This window comes from Moorena sp. SIO3A2 (assembly GCF_010672265.1).
GTDB classification, from domain to species: domain Bacteria; phylum Cyanobacteriota; class Cyanobacteriia; order Cyanobacteriales; family Coleofasciculaceae; genus Moorena; species Moorena producens.
The window spans coordinates 41,163-59,878 of sequence record NZ_JAAHHC010000014.1 but is presented as its reverse complement, the minus strand read 5'-3'; the positions used below and the strand labels follow the sequence as shown (position 1 = coordinate 59,878).

The window sequence follows — 18,716 nt, the reverse complement described above, 5'->3', positions numbered from 1 at the left end:
CGCTGACCGCTGAATGCTTACACAGACTCGTATAAGACGTTGTTGATGGATTAGCGTTGAATAAAATAAGCGATTATCCTACGGATACGCTACGCGAACGCACTGTCTTAGAACCAGGACTTACGCACCAAGACCCTTAAAACCTGGTTTCTCGCTATAAATCAAAGCTCCAGAGAATTATGTGATTGCTTCCGGAGTGAATCACTCCGTTCGTGAATTAGTAGATTGTGCGTTTAGTCACGTCGGTCTTGATTATCAAGATTTTGTGGAAGTTGATCAGAGGTTTTATCGTCCGACAGAAGCAGTGCCCCTTTGTGGGGATAGCTGGAAAATTCGGGATGAGCTGAATTGGAAGAGTAAAAAAAAATTTCCTGATATTGTCGCGGAAATGGTGGAGAGTGATCTTAGTTTTTTTAGCTAAATATTGTTTAAAATCAGCATTAAATAACAATCATAATAGGTCTAAATAAAGCCAGTGAGTATTCTATATAAGATTGCTGAATTCAAGCTTATTGATTCTGTCATTAGGTTTACTAAATCCACGAAATTGTGGCAAGACAAACACTTCATATTAAGAGAGTTTAAATACCTCAAACAAGCTGCTTTTTTTGCTATTGCTTTAACGATAATTGCCTCACTATTTGAAGGGTTTGGATTAGGGTTTATCCTCAACTTTTTACAAAATATAACCGACCCTAATGCTACCCCAATCCAGACAGGTATTAACTGGTTCGATATCTGGTTTCTTGGAGTAAATAGACCGGTTAATGAGAGAATTTACCGGATATCTGCTATAATTATGCTCACAACCTGGTTGCGTTCAGCCTTTATGTTTGGTGGGCGCAGGTACAGCAAAATTACTCAGATGAATTTGTTAGATAGGCTGCGCAAGAAGCTATTTGAACAACTTCAACGGCTGAGTTTAAGTTACTTTTCTCATAGCCGTTCTGGAGAGCTAGTTTACAGTCTAACTACCGAATTAGAAAAAATTAATCAAGCTTTTGATGTGACAGCTTTTCTGTTTACTAGAGTTTCTCTTTTAGTTGTATATGTGACATCAATGTTCTTGCTTTCTTGGCAACTTTCCATTGCATCATTAATGCTCTTTAGCCTGATGAGTGTTGGTCTTTCTAACTTGGTTAAAAGGGTGCGAGAGACAAGTTTTGATGTTTCAAAGGCAGGCAGTAACTTTACCTCAGTTGCTGTAGAGTTTATCAATGGCATTCGCACAGTTAAGGCATTTGCTAGTCAGGACTTTGAGCGTAGACGATTCTATAACGCTAGCGAAAACGTTGCAAACATCACTATCAAATCTGCCTCATTTGCGTATGCCATAGAACCGATTGGGGAAAGCGTAGCCACCACAATTCTGATCGGCATGATTATTGTAGCATTTACCATCTTCGTTCCTAATGGACAGATGCAGGCAGCTTCATTATTGACCTTCTTGTTTGTTTTGTTTCGTCTGATCCCGATTATACGTCTGATTAATAATGCCAGAGGGCGTCTTGGGGAATTCACCGGACCAATGAATAACATTAAAGAGCTGCTGAGAACGGACAACAAACCATACTTGCAGAATGGTAACGTGCAATTTTCAGGATTGCAGCGAGCCATTGAGTTTGCTTCGGTGGATTTTGGTTACGATCCCTCTAACCTAGTGCTGCACGATATTACCTTAACTATCAACAAGGGAGAAACAACAGCCCTGGTCGGTGCTTCTGGTTCAGGTAAAACAACCCTTGCTGACTTAATTCCCCGATTTTATGACCCAACCGCAGGTAAAATTATCATTGATGGCATTGACATACAAGAGTTTGAAATCAACTCTGTGCGTCGTAAACTAGCTATTGTTAGTCAGGATACATTTATTTTCAACACCTCTGTTCGCAATAACATTGCTTATGGTTCAGAACAGGCAGATGAGCTGGCAATTCGAGAAGCTGCAAAACTTGCCAATGCATTAGACTTCATCCTAGATTTGCCTGACGGTTTTGACACGCAACTGGGTGATCGCGGAGTTCGATTATCTGGAGGTCAACGTCAACGGCTGGCAATTGCTCGTGCTTTACTGCGAGCACCAGAGATTCTGATCTTAGATGAGGCAACTAGTGCCTTAGATTCTGTGTCTGAGCGCCTGATTCAAGAATCCTTAGAAAAACTTGCTGTAGGACGGACAGTAATTACCATTGCCCATCGCTTATCGACCATTTCCAAAGCTGATAAGGTAGTCGTACTTGAACAGGGGCGAATTGTGGAGCAAGGAAAGTATCAAGAGTTACTCGAAAAGCGCGGTAAACTTTGGAAATATCACAAGATGCAGCATGAAGTTGGTCAAACAAATTAAGACTATAGCATTTCCAAATAGATCATGAAACCAAATGTTGATTTATTATAACACCAAAAAATATTCGCATCCTCTTGATGCAGTCCCTCATGGACGAGACCACCAAGACCGCGCTGCATCGTTCTTTCCTACTGTTCCCTGTTCCCTGTTCCCTGTTCCCTTTTTCTATCAATCATAGGTTTACATCTCAAATCAAAATACTATAGTTGATTGCTTGTCAATATTCTCGGAGGATTAACATGTTCATAATTGTTAGAAAAACAGGTCAATTAGGCAATAGAATGATGCTATTTGCCAACTTTATGGCTTTTGCAATGGAATACAACCTCAAAGTCATAAATCCTGCCTTTGATGAATATGCAGTTTTTTTTGAGGGAACCCATAACGATTTTTTTTGTCGATACCCTGCCCAACAATCAGTTCTTAAAGGCAATAGTCTTAAACTGAAAAGAAATTTTCATAGAGTTGTTTACCATTCAACCCGATTATTGGTTAAAGATTATACAGATTTTAAGTTATCCAATATCAAGATATTAAGAGATGCTGGAGTACACAGGGGAATTATTTTTGATGATAAGTTTGCTAAGTTTTTCAATAAAAATAAATTGGTATTTATTCATGGTTTTTGGTTTAGAAATCATGTTTTATTTTTGAAGTATTCAGAAACAATCAGGAAGTTTTTTATGCCACTAAAACAACACCGTGAAAGTATCAATAAACTCGTAAATAATCTGAAACAATCCTGTGATATTCTGGTTGGTGTTCATATTAGACAGGGAGATTATAAAAAATTGCTAGGAGCAAAATATCTCTACAGCACTGATGATTATGTGAACTTAATGAAAAAAACAGAACGTCTTTTTCCAGGAAAAAAAGTCAAATTTTTACTATGTTCAAATGTGCCCCAGGACAGAGATAAATTCTCAAAATTAGATTTCGCTTTTGCCAACAACCACATTGTAGAAGATATGTACTCACTTGCTCAGTGTGACTATATCATAGGTCCCCCAAGTAGCTATAACATGTGGGCTGGTTTTTATGGACGGGTACCTTTGTACTGGATTGAAGATCCCAATGCTGACATATCCTTAGACAGTTTTCAAATTTATGATGTGCCACTAGATGTCGCTCCTCCAGTTTCATTTGCACAGTAATTAATTCCTTATTACAACCAGAGGCAAGATAACAAGGATATGTCAAAACATCAAGAAGCGCAAGAGCCGCTAGTCAGTGTTATCATCCCCACCTATAACCGCTTGAGCTACCTAAAGCAAGCAGTTGAAAGCGTACTCCAGCAGACCTACAAAAATCTTGAAATTATCGTTTCTGACGATTGTAGCCCTGAGAATCCGCAAGCTATGATTGAGTCCTTTCAAGATGCTCGGATCCGATTCCGTCGGAACTCAAAAAATCTAGGAAATGGTCCCAATGTTGCTGGCGCATTTAAACAAGCCCAGGGAAAATATGTAGCGAGTCTAAATGATGATGACCTGTGGAATCCAGACTTTTTAGAAAAGCTAGTTCCTCCCCTAGAAGCGAATCCAAATGTAGTTTTGGCTTTTTGCGACCATTATATTATAGACGCAGATGGCGTAATTAATGATGCAACTACTGAAGCACATACCCGGCTTTGGAAGCGTGACCAACTTAAAGCAGAGGTATATCAGCCTTTCTGTACTATCGGACTAGTAGACCAAGCAGTGTCTCCTGCATCCTCTGCTGTGATTCGCAGGGACAAGGTTAATTGGGATGAACTATTGTCAGTGGGGGTCTATTGGGATTACTACTTAACCTATCTAGCTTGCCGCAGTGGTGATGGCGCGTACTACTATCCAGAAAGACTGACTCGATACCGCGTCCATGAGTTATCTGAAACCCATATTAGTGGGAGTGGAAACGCCAAGGCTCAGATCCGCAAAGGCAAATCCGGTATTTTTTGCTACGAACACTTTTTAGCAGATCCTCAATTACAAAAGCATCGGAGTTACTTTACCCAAAAATTAGCACAAGCGAACACAACTCTCGGTATTGGGCTGATACGGGATGGACAGATAGCAGAAGCACGCCCCTATCTTTTTCGTGCCTTGAGTCAAAATTTCAGTCTGCGAACTGTAGCAGCTCTCATGCTCACCGTTATACCTCAACAATTAGTAAATCCTTTTGAGATATCTCCCAGACGGGAAATTATCCAACAGACAAAAGTACATTCAAAATTACATTAATAATTTAAGGAATTACCATGAATATTTCAACACCAAAAAACGTAAAAGAAGTTCTTCATAACTCCCTAGGACAGTTAGACAAATTTGAAGAATGTATACTGCTAGACAATCCTGATCATTACAATATTGGTGACCACCTGATTTGGTTAGGCTCTGTACTATTTTTGACAGATACCTTAAAAACGAAAATCAAGTATGCCACTGGTATTAACGGTTTCTCTCATGCCAGCCTAAAAAAAATGGATAAATGCCCCATAATCTTTAATGGAGGAGGCGCATTAGGTGATCTATATGAAGGTTTTCAAAATTTTAGAGAATCGATTATAGAAAACTATCGAGATAGACCAATTATTATTTTTCCTCAGACTATTTATTTTAGGAATCCCGAAAACCTCAAAAAAGCGGCAAAAGTTTTCAACTCCCATCCTAACCTAACCCTATTTACCCGAGATCAAGTCAGCTATGAAATTGCTCTTCAAAATTTCTGGAATTGTCGGGTGATTAAAGCCCCTGATATGGCATTTCAAATGGCTGGTCTATCTACTGACTCCATCCAGCCTGCTCAAGAGGATTCTAGTCTTTATCTTTGCCGAAAGGATCAAGAACTTAAGACTACTAGTAACCTGATTCTTTCTTCTCAGATAAAAAATCTCGTCTTAGAAGACTGGGTTTCAGATAGATGGACCCTAAGAACTACTAAGCAACTCTCTAAAGGTTGGTATTGGCGTATTCCAGGATTGGTCAGAATAATTCGGGAAGTTTATGAGCGAGGATTAGCAACTCCTAAAGAATGGTTATCCCGACAAAACTGGAAGTATTTTCATACTAATACTGCGAAATTTAAAACAACCCATAACTCCCAAATTAATCTAGCATCTTGGGGCCTGATGCACAGCGGCATCTATCAATTCAAAAGGCATCGTTTAATTATAACTAATCGTTTGCATGGTCATATCCTTAGTACTCTTTTAGAAATTCCTCATATCTTTCTTCCTAACTCTTATTACAAGAATGAAGCATTTTACGAAGCATGGACGTCACAAATTCCATTCTGCCGGTTTATAAAAGACCCCTCAGAACTTGAATTTGCTGTAGAAGAAATGTTAGAGTCCTATCCTTTATCAATAGGACTGCAGTAATAGATAGGACTTAAGTAGTAGGGGGCGTTAATAACACGTAAGCATTAAGCTATCAGCTATCAGCTATCAGCTATCAGCTAATGCGCTAGGCGCACGCTACTTGATCTGCTTATGGGCTATTAGGAAGCTACACCGAACAGCTTTAGAATAAAACAAGTAAGCATTCGTTTAATCTGAGTTATGGAAAGCTGACGGCTGACCGCTGGCGGCTGAATGCTTACAATAACACACCCCACAGGTAGAGTTACTGCGTAAGTCCTGATAGAGAAAACGGGAATAGAATGCGCTAATGTTTAAACCTAAGAGTCAATCATGACTAAAATCCTTTACCTAATTGCTTCTCATAGCAATCCAGACCAAGTTGTCAGACTAGTCAATAAAATTAAGACTGGTAACCCTGAGTCCCAGGTCTTAATTCACCATGATCAATCTAAGTCGAGCCTTAGCCCAACGTCTTTTGAGCAGATCAACAATGTTCACATCCTGGAAGACTATGTTCCAGTTGAGTGGGCAGATTTTTCTATGGTGGAAATGGAACTTCGCTGCATCAACTGGTTAATAGATAATTCTGTGACATTTGACTGGTTGATATTCCTCTCTGGTCAAGACTATCCCATTCAGCCAATCAGCCAAATCGAGCAGTTCTTGCAGAACACCGAATATGACGGATTTATGGAATATTTTCCGGTACAAGAACCACCAGAAACAGCTTGGCAGTGGGGCAAAGATTTGGGCATAGAGCGCTATTTTTTTCGCTACTATAAGCTGCCAGCTAGTCTAAAGGCTATAGTGTATAAACTATATCGTGTTGTCAATTGGCAGCCCCTAGTCCGGATCAGGGCTGGTAAGTTTGGTGCCAGAATAGCAATCCGTTGCGTTTCAACACCTTTCACCCCAGAGTTTCAGTGCTACGCGGGTTCTCAGTGGCACACACTTTCCTACCGCTGTATTCAATATATCCATCAATTTGTTCAGCGTAACCCAGCATTTGTAGAACACTATCGAAACACACTCGTACCAGATGAGTCTTTCATCCAGAGCATCCTGCTCAACCAGTCGATGCTAAAACTATTCAATGATAACAAACGTTATATCTCTTGGACTCCTCCCTATCCAGCTATCATGGGTGTCCAAGATTTTGAGTCAATGATTACTTCTGGTAAGCACTTTGCCCGCAAATTCGATGATAAAGTAGATGCCAAAGTTATCGATATGCTGGACAAACATCTTGGGTAAGATGGGGATAATAGGGAATAATATACCTATAGTCCTTCTGATGTCTTTAAGGTTTAAATTAGGATTGCTAGATCAGGTAGTTAAAGACTTCTGCGAAGGATGCACTAGTCAGAGTTTTCGATAATTTTAACAGGATAGCTACTCATGAAACTCTGTATCGTTACCCACAAAGTCATGAAAAATGATGGCCAAGGTCGAGTCAACTATGAAGTCGCCAAAGAAGCCATTCGTCGCGGTCATCACGTCACTTTATTAGCCAGTAATGTCGCCCCAGAACTCCAGCAGAGCAATCAGGTAAACTGGATTTTCATTCCAGTTAAAAGGTGGCCAACAGCACTAATTCGTCATCTAGTTTTTTCCTGGCGGAGTGGCAATTGGTTAAATCAACACCGTAGTGAGCTGGACTTAGTAAAGGTTAACGGCTCCATTACCAGAGCTGGCTCAGATGTGAATGCTGTACATTTTGTCCACAGTTCTTGGTTGCGATCGCCTGCCCATACTTCTCGGCTACGTCGGGATTTGTATGGTCTTTACCAGTGGCTAGTTACAATCTTGAATGCCCATTGGGAAAAAAAATCCTTCCGTCAGGCAAAAGTAGTAGTCGCAGTTTCCGGAAAGGTCAAGAAAGAATTAGTAGACATTGGTGTACCCCCTGAATCCATTCGGGTAATTGTCAATGGTGTTGACTTACAGGAATTTTATCCCGGTGTGGCTGACCGCAAACAATTGGGTCTTCCTGAGGGAGTGCCTTTAGCATTTTTTGCTGGAGACATCCGAACACCTCGGAAGAACTTGGATACAATTCTGCACGCCTTAGTCCAAGTGCCTGAATTACACCTGGCTGTTGCTGGCATCACAGAAGGTAGTCCCTATCCTCAGCTAGCCGCAACCCTAAATGTCAGCGAACGGGTACATTTTCTGGGGTACCGACGTGACCTCCCACAGATCATGCGAGCCGTAGATTTATTTGTCTTTCCATCCCGCTATGAAGCCTGCACACTAGTGCTCCTAGAAGCAATGGCTTCCGGCTTGCCAGTGATTACCGCAAGCACAGCCGGGGGGGCTGAATTGGTTACCCCAGCCTGCGGAGTGGTCTTGTCTGACCCCAACGATACCCAGGCTTTGGCAAAGGAGTTAAGCTTTTTGGTTAGTAATCCTGAAAAAAGGAAACAGATGAGCCAAGCTGCACCAATGATAGCCGCCCAATACAGTTGGGAAAAGATGGCACAAAGCTATGTGGATTTATTTGAAGAACTGATCAGGTAGTCTAAATTTAATGTTGCAGGTTGCAGGTTGCAGGTTGAAGGTTGCAGGTTGCAGGTTGCAGGTTGAAGGTTGCAGGTTGCAGGTTGCAGGTTGAAGGTTGAAGGTTGCAGGTTGCAGGTTGAAGGTTGCAGGTTGCAGGTTGCAGGTCAACAGATAACGATACTCCCGAGGATTTTTAAGGTAGAAAATTCTCAATTCTCAATTCTCAATTCTCAATTCTCAATTCTCAATTCTCAATAGTTATGTCTAACCTACTAATTAAACTTCCCACTGAGCTCGAACCTATTGTTGATGAAATTAGTAACTTTACCGAACTGCCCAGAGACGAGGTAAACCATCGAGTCTGGCAGGAAGCGCTGCAACTAGGCTGGAATGTTTGTCAAGATGCCCAAAACTTTGGAGTTACCCCTCACCAGTATGATGCCAATATGGAGGCTCTTTATAAAAATGGGTATGGCTTCATATTTGAAACAATGGTTTTTTGGGCTAGACCTGGACGAAAGCAATTGATAGAAATAACCCTAGAAAGGATTCAGAAGTATGCCTCACAGAAAGGGAAGACAACTGGTGATTTAAAAATTTTGTTACTGGGTGATGGTACAGGCAATGACTCTCTGTACTTAGGGATGAATGGTTGTCAAGTTGATTACTGCGATTTTCCAGGCAGTAAAATCTATGATTTTGTCACCAAGCGATTTAAACATTATGGCTTGTTAGACATATGGTATCAACTTGATTCCTACCTATGAAGCCTGTTTGGATAATCAGTACGATGTTGTAATTTCTTTCGATGTTCTCGAACACCTTACTGAGCCATGGATCGCCATTGCTAATATACGCTCCATGTTAAAAACAGAAGGCATTGCACTGATCACCGATGCTTATGGTGATGTTACAGGTAGACACCCAACTCATTTAGAGTCAAATCGAAAATTTAAAGGTCAAAGTCCCTTCATGTTTTTGAAAAAGGGCATGGTGCTTACTTGGTATAGTTCAGTCTTTAAACCTATGGAATTTACCAAGGTCGATAAGTGGTCTTTAAGGGATTATTTTATTCTCTGGCAAGATAAAAAGGTGATAGTAGAGTATTTGTCTGGTAAATCAGGACTATTGAAACAATTTGTTAAGAATTTTTTGGTCAAAAAATAACCCTATAGAGCATTTTTGCGAAACTAACCGGATCGCTATTTGTTGCTGTTGAATCAAAAAATAGCACTCTTGACGAAGGAAAATTCAACAGTTCTTACGGTTATTTGATTTTAACATAACTTTCGTATAAAGGAACTACTCCTGATGCAGGATATGAAACCAGTTGCTATTTGCATTCCTACCTATAATCAATCCCAGTACTTATGGGAGTCAGTGGGCAGCGCCTGCCGTCAAACCTATCCCAATGTGGAAGTTTGGGTGTCAGACGACGCTAGCACTGATGAAACCCCTGAGGTTATGGCACAACTATGCCAGCAGTTTCCTCAAGTACGGTACTATCGGCACCCTAAAAACCTAGGTATGGCCGCTAACAACAATTGGGTTTTGAAACAGCCAAACACTGAATTTATTGTTCGTTTGGATTCAGATGATGCCCTGTTACCCAACTATGTAGAAACGTTACTACCCCTGCTAGAGAAGCATCCAGAGGCGGGTTATGCCCATAGTGCTGTGCAGGAAATTGATGAACGCAGTAACAATCGAGATGTGCGACGTATTGCAAGACAGCACGAGTTTCAGAGCGCAGACGACTCACTACGAGCCGCAGTTTTTGGCGTAAAAGTAGCTGCAAATATCGCTATGTTTCGGGCTGAAGCGTTGCCAGCAGTTAGGTTTTATGAAGATAGTCCCGATTTTGTACAGGACTATAACATGTGGGTCAGAATGGCAGATGCGGGTTATGGCAACGTTTATGCCAATGAGATATTAGCGCGTTATCGCGTTTGGACTGATGCTAAAAATCTACGTCCTAAGCGTAAAAATATTGAATTACAAGGATGTATTCGGGTTTTTGAAGACAGTATCTTGCCTGGTTTTAAGCGACGGGGTTGGGATACAAAGGTGATTGAGGAGCAGCGTCGTAAACTGGCCTTAAGACACACAGCATACTGTTATCGTCCACTGTTCAATGAGGTAGAACGCACGGAGCTGATTGCTCTATTGAAAGAGTTAGGAGATTCACCAGCTTTGCGATTTCGCATGTTCTTATCGAGATGGGGCTTTCGTCCTGTCTTTGAATGGACAATTTCTATGGAATTACGGTTGAAAGGTATGGTGAAAGGTTGGTTAAGTACTCTACAGAGTTATTTACGGTCTCAAACAGCAGGATAGTAATCTGTTTAGAATTTAGAATGTAGAATTTAGAATTTAGAATGCCCGAATTCTACATTCTGCATTCTGCATTCTGCATTCTACATTCTGCATTCTACATTCTGCATTCTGACAAACAACCTTCAACCTCCAACCTTCAACCTAACTCAACCGTAGAAGAAATGAGAATAACTGTTATAGTCCCCACCTATCGCCGTCCAAAAGACCTAGAACGGTGTTTAGAGGCCCTGGAGAAGCAAACTCGACCAGTGGATGAGGTCTTGGTGATTGTACGGGATACTGATCCTGAAACTTGGGGGTTTCTTGAAGCATTCAACCCTGAGGTTTTACCCATGCGTCCTGTGAAATTAAGTATTCCCGGGCAAGTGGCCGCTCTCAACGCAGGTCTTGATGCAGCACAGGGAGATATTATTGCCATTACCGATGATGATGCTGCTCCCCGTGGCAATTGGTTAGCTTATATTGAAACTCACTTCCTGTCCGATCACCGGATCGGGGGTGTCGGTGGACGGGATTGGGTACATCTGGGTAACTACCTGGAAAATGGTGCTAGAGAACGAGTGGGTCGAGTGCAATGGTATGGACGGGTGATTGGTAATCATCACCTGGGGGTAGGTTTACCTCGGGAGGTGGATGTCCTTAAGGGCGCTAACATGAGCTATCGACGAACTGCTATATCGGGCTTGCGCTTTGATCAGCGTCTGCGAGGGACGGGAGCTCAAGTCCATAATGATCTGGGGTTTAGTCTAGCCCTAAGAAAAGCCGGTTGGAAGCTGATTTATGACCCAGGGGTAGCAGTAGACCACTATCCAGCACAGCGTTTTGATGAGGATCAGCGAGGCATAGTTTTTAGCGATACTGCCCTAATTAATGCGGCACATAATGAAACTATAGTTTTGTTAGATTACTTCCCTGTTCTACAACGGATTATATTTATAGTTTGGTCAACATTGGTGGGAACGCAAATTAAACCCGGTTTCCTGCAATGTTTGCGGTCTTTCCCCAAGGAAGGACTTTTAGCAGGACAAAAGTGGCTTGCTTCTTTGCGTGGACGTTGGCAGGGTTGGTTGAGCTGGAAAAAGTGCTTAGGCTAGCAAAAGAGACTGTTGAAGGTTGAATAAGGTTGAAGGTTGAATAAGGTTGAAGGTTGTTCGCGTAGCGTGGCCAAAGGCCAAGGTTGAAGGTTGTTCGCGTAGCGTGGCCAAAGGCCAAGATTGAAGGTTGAAGGTTGTTCGCGTAGCGTGGCCAAAGGCCAAGGTTGAAGGTTGTTCGCGTAGCGTGGCCAAAGGCCAAGGTTGAAGGTTGTTCGCGTAGCGTGGCCAAAGGCCAAGATTGAAGGTTGACTGTTGACTAAATGTGGAAAGGGAACAGGAAATAGGGAATAAGAAATAGGGAACATGAAATAGGGAACAGGCAGTCGAAAAATGACTACTAACTAATCTCTAATCAATACTAACTAATCTCTAATCAATACTAACTAATCTCTAATCTATCAGATCTAGCGTTTCTAATAGTTATTAAGTACATTTAATTTTATTACCCCTACTCCCTACTCCCTACTCCCTACTCCCTAAAACCTAGGACTTTTTCCCTCAGCCAATTGAGAACTACTGTGTATCTAATCCCTAACACCTAATGACAAAAGGAATTCCTATCAAACTAGAACCAGCCCCTGCTTGGACAGCTATCCTGTTATTTGTTGTGATTACAATACTGGGGATTATTGCTGGTGCTGGCAGCATTCTGCGTATTCTGTTGCCTGTGGTAGGGTTTGCCGTGGGCCTTTTTCTCTATCGACGGTATCCTGTGCTCTACTTAGGTTTTATGTGGTGGCTATGGTTTCTGATGCCATTGGTTCGTCGTTTAATTGACTATCGCAGTAACTGGGTTAATCCGAGTCCAGTATTGCTAGTAGCGCCTGTGGTGACATGGATTACTGTGGATACCTTTTTAAAATACCTTCCTAGAGCCTATAAACAGGGGGGTTTGCCTTTTATTTTAGGATTCACCAGTATTTTGTATGGCTTTATAATTGGTCTGATTAAAAGCACTCCTATTTTCGCTATTCGAGGACTGATCGACTGGTTTACCCCAATTCTGTTAGGTTTCTACTTATTTATAAATTGGCGAGATTATCCTCGCTATCGCGAAAACATTCAGCGCACATTCCTCTGGGGTGTCTTGGTGATGGGAGTCTATGGCATAGTGCAATATGTGATTGCACCAGAGTGGGATCGATTTTGGCTGATTAACGCCAGAATGTTCTCGATGGGGAATCCCGAACCGTTTGGTATTCGTTTGTGGAGCACGATGAATTCCACTGGACCGTTTGCCGCAACCATGATGGTGGGTCTGCTGTTGTTATTTAATAATCAAAGTCCTTTACGTATTCCTGCTTCCATAGCTGGTTACTTGTCTTTTCTACTCACGTTGTCACGGACGATGTGGGCGAGCTGGTTCTTTGGACTAGCTTCCCTAACCAGTTCACTCAAACCCAAAATCCAGATGCGCATCATTATTTCTATCCTGGTCATGGCAATTTGTATCGTGCCGTTAACCACGATTGAGCCATTCTCGGAGGTAATTGGTAGTCGTTTGGCAACATTTTCTGACCTTGGAAATGATCACAGTGCGGAAGTTAGACAACAGATCTATGAAGAGAGTCTTGGCAAAGCTCTTTCTATGGCTTTAGGTAATGGGATTGGAAATACATTCACTATCGAACAAGGGGAAATCCGAAGCGTTGTGATTGACAGTGGCATTTTAGATATGTTTTTTACCCTAGGCTGGTTTGGAACTCTCCCGTATATGTCTGGATTGCTCCTGCTGGTATATAGTGTTTTCCAATATCCTGAGATTCGCCGTGATTCCTTCATGAGTGCTGCTCGTGCTATTGGTTTGAGTAATTTAATCGGGCTACCGATTGGTAGCGCTATGCTTGGTGTTGGGGGATGTTATATTTGGGGATTTTTGGGTCTAACTATGGCAGCACATAAGTATCACCAGCATCAAAATAAGCTTTCTTCTGAAATGGAAAGTATTGCTGAAGTGAAGACTGCTAAAGATAAGAATTATGAAAATTTTCTGATCAATAGCACTGACTGAAGAATAACAGAAGTAGGAGATGGAAAGGAACAGCCGGATGGTAAGTATTCAGCTATCAGCTATCAGCTATCAGCTATCAGCTATCAGCTATCAGCTATCAGCTATCAGCTATCAGCTATCAGCTATCAGTCAAAGGCCTTGGCCTATGGCCACCCTACGGGAATGGGCACGTTACTTGAGATGCTATCAGCTTTTGAATCAAACAGGTAAGCATTGGTTTAATAGTCACGAAAGTCAAATCCCTTGTGGCCTGTGCCACAAAGCACCTCAAGTAGCGTGAGCTTTTAGCTCACGGCTGACGGCTGACGGCTGACGGCTGACGGCTGAATGCTTACGCCGGATGTTTCAACTACCAATTCCTAACTAACTTATAAACTAACTCATAGGTCAAATATGGCGGTGCTTTGCTTTTTGGGAGAGGTTTGATGCGTATACTCCATATCTTAAACCATATTAAACAAACTGGTAATGGTATTGTCAATGTAGCGATTGACGTTGCCTGTGAGCAAGCCAAAGCGGGTCATGAGGTTGCTATTGCCTCTGCTGGCGGCGGATATGAAACATTGCTAAGCCGTTATGGCGTCACTCACTTTGAACTCGATCAGACCCGAAAACCGTTGCATCTGCTCAAGGCTGCTGGGCGTTATCGAGGGATAATCGCAGAATTTCAGCCAGATATTGTCCATGGACACATGATGACGGGAGTAGTCCTAGCTCGGTTCCTACGGGGTTCAGCAAAGTATAAGCTAGTATCCCATATTCACAATGTTCACCAACGTAGCTCAGTAGTGATGGGATTGGCTGAACGGGTGATTTCCGTGAGTGATGCAGTAGCAATCTCGATGTCTAAGCGGGGTATTCCCATGGGGAAAATGCCTGTGATCAAGAATTGCACTCTAGGCAGTCCCCGATTACCTGCTTTAGATACCTGCACTGCTAAAGCTTTGGAACATCCGGCTATTGTGACAGTAGCTGGCATGAACCGACGTAAAGGAATTACTGAGTTAATTAGCGCTTTTGAGCCGGTTGCTAAGAGTTCTCCTAAGGCACATTTGTATTTAGTCGGAGATGGTCCCGACCGTCAAATGTTTGAAACTCAAGCTGCGGCATCGTCAGTTGCTGATCGTATCCACTTCGAGGGTTTTCAAAAAAATCCTCAAGCTTACATGATGGCAGCGGATGTTTTTGTCCTGGCTTCACACCGTGAGTCTTTCGGTCTGGTTTTGATGGAAGCACGACAGGTGGGTTGCCCGATTGTTGCTACTAGGGTGGATGGTATTCCTGAAGTACTAGATTACGGAAAGGCAGGAGTGCTAGTTCCTCCTAAAAATGCGATCGCACTGGCAGATCAGATCGAGATGCTTCTGGCTAGTCCGTCTGAACAGGATAGATTAAGACGTGCAGCACAGCAAAACATTGAGGAACTAACCGTCACCACTATGGTGGAGAAGATTATTACTGTCTACCATCAGCTTCTAAAACGTTCCTAAGGAAGCTTGACGGCTAGCTACCCCAGGTTGCAGGCTCCAGTCTTTTAAATAGTTTCGAGTTCAGGGAAAAAACTATGTCAATACGTATCCCGGAATGGCAATATGCTGCGATTGTTCCTCTGATCGCTGTTTTGGTAATTATTGTCCATTCTGTGATTAGCAACAATGACACTATAACTGCTGAATCCAACCCAAGCCAACGCTTGACTTACACTACCTCTTGGATCGGTAATACCTATGGTCCCGGAGGTGATCTTCCGGGCAAGGATAAACATGTCCAGCTATCGATGTTAGCGATGGCTGTAAGTCCCGATGGTACGGTTTATGGTAATGCTCCCTGGGATGAAGCTGGTAGAGAAGGGGGGGTTTATAAAAATGGTGATGTTCTTGGTCAACTGGATGCTACCCATGGTTGGGGACGATCCGGGGGAACTGCGATCGCAGTTAATGATAACTATATTTACATGGCGATGACACAAAAGGGTCGCTATGGGGTAGGGTATCCTAATTCTGATGATAAATGGTATTGTGTTCGTCGCTATAACAGAAGTAATTATAAAGGAGCAAAGTTTAAGGGGGGTAATGGCTATGATAAGAGTATGTTGATTATCAATACCAATCAAGGTTTGATTCGGGGAATCGCAGCAGATAATAGTCGCTTATATGTTAGTGATACGCCTAACAATAAAATCAAAGTTTATGATGCCCAGACCATGAAACCGGTTAAAGAATGGTCAGTAAATCAACCGGGTAAGTTAGCCTTAGATAAAACTGGATCCTTGTGGGTTATTCAGAACAAGACCAATAAGATCCTTAAGTTAAATACAGAAACGGGCAAAGTTCAAGGCAAACTTGATTCGGTTAGCATCCCTACAGCTATTGTTGTGGATAATCAAAATCGCCTCTTAGTAGGAGATGGTGGACCTGATAATCAGATTAAAATATTTAAAAATCTAGACAGCAGTGGCAATCCAACTCCTGATGGAACCTTTGGTGTTAAAGGGGGAATTTATGCCGGAAGTCCTCGGGAAATTGGAAAAATCAGACCCTTACATTTTAATTCCATTACCGGGATTGGAGTCGATCAGGATAATAATATTTATGTCGCCAGTGATCCCAGTCGGATTTACGCTTGGCAAGCAGGTGGATTAACCGTGGATAGCTACAAACTGGATGGGACTCTCAATTGGAAATTGCAAGGTCTCTTATTTATTGACATTCCTGATATTGATCCAGCGGCTGAAACTGTTGTTCATACGAAAAATCAACAGTTTAAACTAGATTACAGTAAATCATCAGGTCAAGAATGGACTCATGTCGCCCATACCGTTAATCCCTTTAAGTATCCTAATGATAATCGAATTAAGAAGACTATCAAGCATAATGCTGGTGCGATGATTCGCCGGGTTAAGGGTCGGAAGCTGATGTTTACCAATAGTATGTATACCGAGTCAGCTGGTATCCATGTTTATCGGTTTAATCCGGCAACTGATGGGGAAGTCGCTATTCCCACTGCCTCATTTTGGGGAAGTCAATTGGATTATCGCTATTGGCAAGATAAAAACGGTAATGGACAAGAGGAACAGGCTGAACAAGGTCAATATAATCAAGGACAAAATTATCGGGGTTGGGCATTTTGGCCTGATGATGACGGTAATATCTGGATAGGTACATCAAGAAACGGGATTAAAAAACTATCCCTTAAACGGTTTGATTCTTACGGCAGCCCGATTTACGATATTAACCACCAAAAATCCTTTGAAATGCCAAAGGAATTTAAAATTATTCAACGACTTGAGTATCATCCAAAAACCGATACCATGTATATTGCTGGATATTCTCCGACGTTTAATACCAGGGGTGATTGGGGATTGATTGGTAACAGAGCTGTCAAATATATCAATTGGAGTAAAGCGCCACAAAAAGCCGGTGAAATAGTCATTGCTTACAATCAAAACTCCAAAGGAGTCAGACCAGATTTACCGAAAAGTATGGCTGTTTATGGAGACTATTTATTTGTCGGCTATGTCGATAATAGTTTTGAAAAAGATCCGAATCGATACCCTAAAGTGCGAGTTTATGATTTTCGCACAGGTCAAGAGATTGGCAAAATAAATCCCGGCCCAGAAGTAAAATCAACCACAGGTTGGCTGGATGTCCCGATGGCCTTAAGAGTAGTGCGAATAAAAAATGGAGAATACTTGCTATTTGCCGAAGAGGATTTTTACGCTAAAGCTTTAATGTACCGCATAAAGATAGACCCCTAATATCAAGTCTGCTCGAAAACTACTTCTTCCCTCCCCCCTCTCCCCACACTCTACTCCCTACTCCCTACTCCCTACTCCCTACTCCCTACTCCCTTTGCTTTAACAAACACTATCGAGGCTCTAGTACTGTGAAAACACTTCAAATCGGTATGGGTTGGTTCCCTGAACAAGCAGGAGGACTCAACCGGGTTTATTACGATTGCACTCGTTACTTACCCCAAGCTGGTGTGGAGATGCATGGCTTAGTGGCAGGCTCAACCGCTGTATCTGAAAACTCCGGTGGTCAAGTCCAAGCCTTTGCTAGCCATCAATCTCCTCTCTGGCAACGCTGGAGCAGTATCCGACAGGCAATGCATCGAGTGCTGAAGGAGGAAGACTACCCCCTAGTAGTGTCCCACTTCGCTTTATATACCTTTCCAATCCTCGATCAATTAGACAGTCGCCCAATGGTGATGCACTTCCAAGGGCCTTGGGCCTTAGAAGGGCATGTAGAAGGCAGCAATACCGTTGCGACTCGGTTAAAATGGATGCTAGAGCGGGTGACGTACAAACGGATAGCCCAGTTTATCGTACTTTCTGAGGCTTTCCGCAACACCTTGCACCAAGAGTATCATATCCCACTAGAGCGCATTCACATCATTCCTCCGGGGGTTGATACCGAGCGTTTCGACACCACCATTACACCCCAGGAAGCACGGTCAAAACTAGGCTGGCCTCAAGATCGACCAATTATCTTAGCTGTGCGACGGTTAGCTAAACGCATGGGCTTAGAAAATTTAATTGCAGCAGTGGATCAGGTGCGTAAGCGCTATCCAGACGTGCTGTTACTGATAGCGGGTAAAGGCACACTGATGCCAACCTTGCAAGCACAGATTGAAGCATTAGGACTCACTGAGCATGTCCGCTTGTTAGGTTTTGTGTCGGACCAAGATTTAGCCCTAGCTTACCGTGCTGCAACTTTCTCAGTTGTGCCAACCGTGGCATGGGAAGGCTTTGGTCTGATTGTTATTGAGTCATTGGTGAATGGAACGCCAGTTCTTGGAACACCTGTAGATAGTATTCCAGAGATTTTACAGCCTTTTTCGGAAGACTTATTGTTTGAAGGGACTTCTGTTGATCAACTTGCTCAGGGCATGATCGAGGTATTTTCTGGTCAGCGTCAACTACCTAGCTCTGAGGCTTGTGAAGCTTATGTTCATGAGCACTATACTTGGCCGGTGATTGCTCAACGAATTAAATCTGTTTATCAAGCTGCCATGGATTAATATAGCAATTTTTAATCAGGTGAGGTACTTTCATTATTGGTTTTAGGGAGCAGGGAGCTG

General features: G+C 42.5%; 18 protein-coding genes. 16 read left to right on the top strand and 2 right to left on the bottom strand.

Annotated features, from left to right (window positions below; genetic code table 11):
- The first annotated feature begins 196 nt into the window (after positions 1-196).
- From F6K64_RS17115 to F6K64_RS17085, 7 genes are all read left to right on the top strand, one after another.
- Positions 197-421, top strand: a complete 225-nt coding sequence (locus F6K64_RS17115) for a GDP-mannose 4,6-dehydratase (RefSeq protein WP_502708043.1) — start codon at positions 197-199, stop codon at positions 419-421.
- A 54-nt stretch (positions 422-475) separates the two neighbouring features.
- On the top strand, positions 476-2,347 hold the full coding sequence (gene hepA, locus F6K64_RS17110; RefSeq protein ID WP_287265892.1) for a heterocyst formation ABC transporter subunit HepA: 1,872 nt from the start codon (positions 476-478) through the stop codon (positions 2,345-2,347).
- Positions 2,348-2,586: 239 nt separating this feature from the next.
- The gene (locus tag F6K64_RS17105; RefSeq protein ID WP_287265891.1) at positions 2,587-3,501 is read left to right on the top strand and encodes an alpha-1,2-fucosyltransferase; all 915 of its coding nucleotides are present in this window, start codon (positions 2,587-2,589) and stop codon (positions 3,499-3,501) included.
- Positions 3,502-3,540: 39 nt separating this feature from the next.
- Positions 3,541-4,569: a glycosyltransferase family 2 protein gene (locus tag F6K64_RS17100; RefSeq protein WP_287265889.1), complete on the top strand. Its 1,029-nt coding sequence runs from the start codon at positions 3,541-3,543 to the stop codon at positions 4,567-4,569.
- Positions 4,570-4,586: 17 nt separating this feature from the next.
- On the top strand, positions 4,587-5,708 hold the full coding sequence (locus F6K64_RS17095; protein ID WP_008181820.1) for a polysaccharide pyruvyl transferase family protein: 1,122 nt from the start codon (positions 4,587-4,589) through the stop codon (positions 5,706-5,708).
- Positions 5,709-6,020: 312 nt separating this feature from the next.
- Positions 6,021-6,944 (top strand): beta-1,6-N-acetylglucosaminyltransferase, encoded by a 924-nt coding sequence (locus F6K64_RS17090; protein WP_008181817.1) that lies wholly within the window; start codon positions 6,021-6,023, stop codon positions 6,942-6,944.
- A 144-nt stretch (positions 6,945-7,088) separates the two neighbouring features.
- Positions 7,089-8,210, top strand: coding sequence for a glycosyltransferase family 4 protein (locus F6K64_RS17085; RefSeq protein WP_044492545.1), 1,122 nt, complete (start codon positions 7,089-7,091; stop codon positions 8,208-8,210).
- Here F6K64_RS17085 and F6K64_RS17080 read toward each other — a convergent pair.
- A complete protein-coding gene (locus F6K64_RS17080) occupies positions 8,187-8,405 on the bottom strand; it encodes a hypothetical protein (RefSeq protein WP_008181813.1) in 219 nt (72 codons plus the stop codon). The genes F6K64_RS17085 and F6K64_RS17080 overlap by 24 nt on opposite strands.
- Positions 8,406-8,452: 47 nt before the next feature.
- Between F6K64_RS17080 and F6K64_RS17075 the strand changes: the two genes are divergently transcribed.
- The 4 genes from F6K64_RS17075 to F6K64_RS17060 all read left to right on the top strand — a co-directional run bounded on the left by F6K64_RS17075 (position 8,453) and on the right by F6K64_RS17060 (position 11,623).
- On the top strand, positions 8,453-8,959 hold the full coding sequence (locus F6K64_RS17075) for a hypothetical protein (protein WP_008181811.1): 507 nt from the start codon (positions 8,453-8,455) through the stop codon (positions 8,957-8,959).
- The gene (locus F6K64_RS17070; protein WP_008181810.1) at positions 8,943-9,359 is read left to right on the top strand and encodes a class I SAM-dependent methyltransferase; all 417 of its coding nucleotides are present in this window, start codon (positions 8,943-8,945) and stop codon (positions 9,357-9,359) included. The genes F6K64_RS17075 and F6K64_RS17070 overlap by 17 nt, the downstream gene beginning before the upstream one ends.
- 144 nt (positions 9,360-9,503) lie before the next feature.
- Positions 9,504-10,529 carry a glycosyltransferase family 2 protein gene (locus F6K64_RS17065; RefSeq protein WP_008181809.1) on the top strand — a complete coding sequence of 342 codons (1,026 nt, stop codon included), beginning with the start codon at positions 9,504-9,506 and terminating at the stop codon, positions 10,527-10,529.
- Between the two features lie 161 nt (positions 10,530-10,690).
- The gene (locus F6K64_RS17060) at positions 10,691-11,623 is read left to right on the top strand and encodes a glycosyltransferase family 2 protein (protein ID WP_044492556.1); all 933 of its coding nucleotides are present in this window, start codon (positions 10,691-10,693) and stop codon (positions 11,621-11,623) included.
- Here the strand turns inward: F6K64_RS17060 and F6K64_RS17055 are convergent.
- Complete coding sequence (locus F6K64_RS17055; RefSeq protein WP_008181807.1) at positions 11,620-11,928, bottom strand: hypothetical protein; 309 nt, start codon at positions 11,926-11,928, stop codon at positions 11,620-11,622. The genes F6K64_RS17060 and F6K64_RS17055 overlap by 4 nt on opposite strands.
- Before the next feature lie 236 nt (positions 11,929-12,164).
- On the opposite strand from F6K64_RS17055, the gene F6K64_RS17050 reads away from it, so the two are divergent.
- The 5 genes from F6K64_RS17050 to F6K64_RS17030 all read left to right on the top strand — a co-directional run bounded on the left by F6K64_RS17050 (position 12,165) and on the right by F6K64_RS17030 (position 18,656).
- The gene (locus tag F6K64_RS17050; protein WP_008181806.1) at positions 12,165-13,634 is read left to right on the top strand and encodes an O-antigen ligase family protein; all 1,470 of its coding nucleotides are present in this window, start codon (positions 12,165-12,167) and stop codon (positions 13,632-13,634) included.
- Between the two features lie 19 nt (positions 13,635-13,653).
- Entirely contained in the window at positions 13,654-13,914 is a 261-nt protein-coding gene (locus F6K64_RS17045) for a hypothetical protein (protein WP_287263554.1), read from the top strand.
- Positions 13,915-14,059: 145 nt separating this feature from the next.
- Positions 14,060-15,124, top strand: a complete 1,065-nt coding sequence (locus F6K64_RS17040) for a glycosyltransferase (RefSeq protein ID WP_008181793.1) — start codon at positions 14,060-14,062, stop codon at positions 15,122-15,124.
- Between the two features lie 74 nt (positions 15,125-15,198).
- Positions 15,199-17,391, top strand: coding sequence for an NHL repeat-containing protein (locus tag F6K64_RS17035; RefSeq protein ID WP_008181792.1), 2,193 nt, complete (start codon positions 15,199-15,201; stop codon positions 17,389-17,391).
- Between the two features lie 149 nt (positions 17,392-17,540).
- Complete coding sequence (locus F6K64_RS17030; protein ID WP_008181791.1) at positions 17,541-18,656, top strand: glycosyltransferase family 4 protein; 1,116 nt, start codon at positions 17,541-17,543, stop codon at positions 18,654-18,656.
- Positions 18,657-18,716: the final 60 nt, after the last annotated feature.